Genomic DNA, 4264 nt, shown 5'->3' on the forward strand with positions numbered 1-4264 from the left:
AACCAACCTTCCAGTAATCTCGAGCCCGTTGCCCATGGCCGGCGCTCCCGCGATTACGTCATGTTCGTACATGTCCCACTTGTCACCGTTCGGGTCGCGGCTGCAGCCCCGGAGTGCCGGCTGGCTCGCAGCAACAGATGCCGGAAGCGGGAACCTCGCCGAGTATGCTGCATCACTGCCTTGCCATGCGATAGACCTTGGATCGCATCCGAAGCACCTCGGCGAGCGCCGTTTCAAACGCGCAAAAATCTTCGGTGACGTCGCGCTTCTCAGTGATTGCAAGCACGATGCGCTGCTGGATAGCAAGCGCTGCTTCCTCGGCGCGGTTTAGCTGCTCGACGACCGCGCGACCTTCGGGCGAACGGCGCGCCAGAATGTCCGCCCAGGCTTCGCCGCCTTCATAGTGCTCCTCGTCATGCTCTGGCATCGCTCGCGCCTTCCAAAAACAGCTGCGATGAGAACGATGCCAAATTCCGATCCTCCAGCCAACGACGGGGTTCTCCGAGAAGCCCGTCGTTCCTGTCGTTAGCCCTCGGCGAGTTCGGCCACGATTTTCTTGGCGCGCGGCTTGCGGGCAGGCTTGGCGGCGACGACGGGCTCGACGGGGGCTTTGCGCTTACGGCCGAGACCAAGGGTCTTGGCGATCTCCCGGCGCTTTTCCGAATGGCTGGCAGCGATCATCGGATAGTCGCTGGGCAAGCCGAACGCTTCGCGGTAGCTCTCGGGCGTGTAGCCGTGCAAGGTCAGATGCCGCTTGAGCATCTTGTAGGGCTTGCCGTCGATCATGCTGACGAGATGCTCGGGTTTGATCGAGGCGCGGATGGAGACGGCACCCTTGGGCTTTTCTTCCACCACCTCGGTCGGCGCACCGAGCTTTTCCAGGGCGCCGTAGACCTTTTCGATCAGCGTGCTGACCTCGCCTACCGCGACGCTGTTGTTGCTGACATGCGCCTCGACGATCTCGGCGGCAAGCGTAATGAGTATTTCGTTTTCGATGGCCAATTCTGGCTCCTATCAAGCGACTGTCTGCAGGATAACGCAGAGGTCGGTATTTATCCAGCCATCACAATAATAATATCATCAGATGGGTCGTATGCGCTGGCTTATATTTCACGTTCTGTGAAGCCGATGTTAATCGCAGCCAGCGAAGATGCGATTGGCCGGATTTTCTAAGTGAGACCCGATTCAGGGGGCGCAGATCCGGGCATTCGAGCTGCGCACTACGGCGCCGGACAAAGTTTATACTCTGTCGCCATCGATAGAGGTTTGCGCAATTAACGTACCTCACACTTTGCAATCGTCATTGTCGGTGGCGGCGAGATGACCGGGCAGCCGCTGGTTGTCTTCCAGTCGCAATCTGACATGGGCTGCTTCCTCTCTGTGCCGCAGGCGCGAGGTACTTGCTCGTTCCAGGCGAGGGCGAGGGCGAGGGCGAGTAGGAAAGGGAGTGGCGTCTCAGGGCTATGCCCTGATCGCGCTCTACTTCCGCTCCGCTTCAGCCAAGCCGCCTGGCGGCGTCTTGTCGGCATAGCCGTGACGATCGCCTGACGCTTTCCGTCCTGCTCAAAGCAGGCCGGGCGAGCGGCTTTGCCGCTCTTCAGCGGTCGCCGAGCCTGTGGCCCGGCGGCGCAGGGCCTTTGGCGGCATCAAGGTGACGGGGGGCGTCGCAGCCCTGTAGCCCCGCCTCGCCGGGGCGCAACCCGTCCGTTTCACTCCCGGGTCCTCCACTTCGTTGCGGCCTTGTCAGGTGCGCCCCGCCTTAGTCGGCGGGGCTGTTGGTCCGCTCCTGCCGCCCCCCGCCACCCTGGCGCCGGTCAATGGCGGTTGAGGAAAGGAGTGCAGGAGCCGTGAGCCATACCGAACGTCAGAGCCTCTATGGAGAGGTAACCGCAAGGATCATTGCCGAGCTGGAAGAGGGCCGTTTGCCATGGGTGCAGCCGTGGGATGGGTCGAAGTGTCCATGCACGATGCCGGCGAACGCGGTGTCGGGAAGACTTTATTCCGGGATTAATGTGCTCATTTTATGGGCAGCAGGGATTGGCGGCGGGTTCGGCTCGCAGCGGTGGCTGACCTACAAGCAGGCCGCAGCGGCGGGCGGCAACGTGCGACGCGGCGAGAAGGGCACGGTGGTCTGCTATGCCGATCGCTTCACCCCCAAGGACGAGGCCGCCAAGGCGCAGGGCGAGGACCGTGAGGCGCGCACGGTTGCATTTCTGAAACGCTTTGTCGTGTTCAACATCGACCAATGCGAGGGCTTGCCGGACGACCTGCGAGGGGAAGCAGCCGTGCCTGATCCCGTCATGGCGATTGCCGAGGTGGCGTGTTGCCTCACGAAAGAACGTTCCCGAACGGCGCGACCGTTGCCTCACGTAATTGTTCCTTACAGGCCCTCGAGCATCATTGCCATTGCATGGGACGGATTGCCGTGCAGCTGAGCCGTAGGCGAGGCGGAACGGTAATCCGTCACATGGCCGTGAGGATGGTTTCCGTGTCGCCTGGCGCGGCGCTGGCCAGCCCGGAAGAGTGGCTGAACACAAGTGCGCGCGCGTGTTCGGTACGCCAACCTTTCAACCGGCGCTGGATAGTTCGCAGAAGGCCGTCTGGGTAAATGTCCGGCTGCTGGGCCTGCAATTTCTCCAGCAACTCGCGCCCGGTACGCCAAGGCTCCTCTTCGAACCAGGCCTTCAACTGGTCGGTAACCTGAAGCAGTGGATCCGGCCGGCGCCGCTCTCGCTTGCGCGGCGCCTTATCAACGGCCGTGGGCCGCGCCTCACCATTCTGCCATAAAGCTTTCAGGCTCAAGAGGAAGGCCCCCAGCGGTGGGGGTGACGTTTCGTTCGGATTTGCCAAGACGACGGCGTCGGCCAGGACCACCAGTTTCTGCTGCGCGGTCCGGATATCTCGCAGCAGTCGAACCGGATCCAGTCTGCCAGCCAGGTCCCGTAGCCGTTCGCGTGTCTGCTCGTTGGTCCGCGGGTCATCCATCAGGCGCTGGAACGGCGTCGCGGGAGCGTGATAACGTTTGTGGACTTTGGCGCCGTCGCGGCGCTTTTCCGCCAATTTGAATGAAGGCTGGAAAAAGTTCACGAACAAACGCGCCGCCGCATACAGCTCAGCCAGTAACCCGGCTGCTTCCAGCCCCTCGAAGCGGCGATAGCCCACTAGACGACGCACAACCGAACCGTTCTTCTGCTCGACCCAAGCCTGATCGTTCTTCCGATAGGGACGGCAGCGGGTAAAGGCGATTTCCGTCGCCGCGCAGTAATCCCGCACGGTCTCATTGATAAACACGCTGTCATTGTCGGAATCGAAACCCAGCAACGGGAACGGCATCAGCTTGCGCAGTTCCTTGAGGACCTCCACCAACAACGTTTGCTCGCGAACCAGTAGCGGAGCGCATTCGGTCCAGCCTGTTGCGATATCCGTTAACGTTAGCGTCCACGCCCAGCTCCCTTTCGCCACCGGGCCGCTATGCGAAACAAGGTCGGCCTCCATATATCCCGGCGCCGGATCTCCCCAGTCGCTGAACGTTCGGATCGGAACACTGCGCCTGAGTTCGGATCCTGCCACGCCGCGACGCCGGACCTTCTGATTGTTTCCTTTCGCGATCCGAAGAATACGGTCAATCGTGGCGGGGCTCATCTGCAACAATCTCGCCTTGATCGCCGGATCGAGATCAAGGTGGCCATGGCCCTCCATCGCCTCGATCAGAATCGGAATAAGCGGCCGCAACCGCTTGCCGCACAGGCGGTCGCTGGCCTCCCATAACACGAGCAACGCTCCGCGCACCGCCTCGTTGTAAATCCTGCGCTCCGGTCGCGTCGTTTCCCTGATCAACGGCTCCGCACGCAAGAGTCGCATTGCATGCTTCCGGTGGAAACCTGTGATCGCGACGAATTCGTCGAGAACCTTACCCTTGCTCGCGCGATCGGCCGAGCGATACCGCGCGCCGACAGCTTCAATCAATTCCCTTCGCGTCGCCATGCTCACCTTCCGCATCGTTCCCTCCCGGCCAATGCCGGGAGCAGTTTAGATGAGGCAACGGCAGCTTTGCCGGGAGCATTTCAGGCGAGGCAATGCGCGCGCATCGTCTTGGTCGCTACCTGGGTGTAAAAGGCAGTGGTGTTGAGCTTGGCGTGACCGAGCAGCGCCTGGATGACGCGGATATCGACACCGTCTTCGAGCAAGTGCGTGGCGAAGCTATGCCGCAGGGTATGCGGGCCGACCCGCTTGGCGATATCGGCTGCCTCGGCCGCCTCGACGA

The 4264-nt window shown here is 61.7% G+C and carries 5 protein-coding genes; 1 reads left to right on the forward strand and 4 read right to left on the reverse strand.

Annotation, left to right across the window (positions count from 1 at the left end; all coding sequences use genetic code 11):
* Nucleotides 1-172 precede the first annotated feature (172 nt).
* Nucleotides 173-427 (reverse strand): hypothetical protein, encoded by a 255-nt coding sequence (locus tag LH128_RS07260; RefSeq protein ID WP_008828958.1) that lies wholly within the window; start codon nt 425-427, stop codon nt 173-175.
* Between the two features lie 98 nt (nt 428-525).
* A complete protein-coding gene (locus tag LH128_RS07265) occupies nt 526-1002 on the reverse strand; it encodes a MucR family transcriptional regulator (RefSeq protein ID WP_008828959.1) in 477 nt (158 codons plus the stop codon).
* Between the two features lie 845 nt (nt 1003-1847).
* On the opposite strand from LH128_RS07265, the gene LH128_RS07270 reads away from it, so the two are divergent.
* Nucleotides 1848-2435 carry an ArdC-like ssDNA-binding domain-containing protein gene (locus LH128_RS07270; RefSeq protein WP_008828960.1) on the forward strand — a complete coding sequence of 196 codons (588 nt, stop codon included), beginning with the start codon at nt 1848-1850 and terminating at the stop codon, nt 2433-2435.
* A 28-nt stretch (nt 2436-2463) separates the two neighbouring features.
* Here the strand turns inward: LH128_RS07270 and LH128_RS07275 are convergent, their stop codons facing one another.
* Both LH128_RS07275 and LH128_RS07280 read right to left on the reverse strand, forming a co-directional pair.
* Nucleotides 2464-3999, reverse strand: a complete 1536-nt coding sequence (locus LH128_RS07275) for an ISNCY family transposase (RefSeq protein WP_008828961.1) — start codon at nt 3997-3999, stop codon at nt 2464-2466.
* Between the two features lie 65 nt (nt 4000-4064).
* The coding region (locus LH128_RS07280; protein WP_008828962.1) for a tyrosine-type recombinase/integrase at nt 4065-4264 on the reverse strand (200 nt) is incomplete at its 5' end.

This window comes from Sphingomonas sp. LH128 (assembly GCF_000293195.2).
Taxonomy (GTDB): Bacteria; Pseudomonadota; Alphaproteobacteria; order Sphingomonadales; family Sphingomonadaceae; genus Novosphingobium; species Novosphingobium resinovorum_A.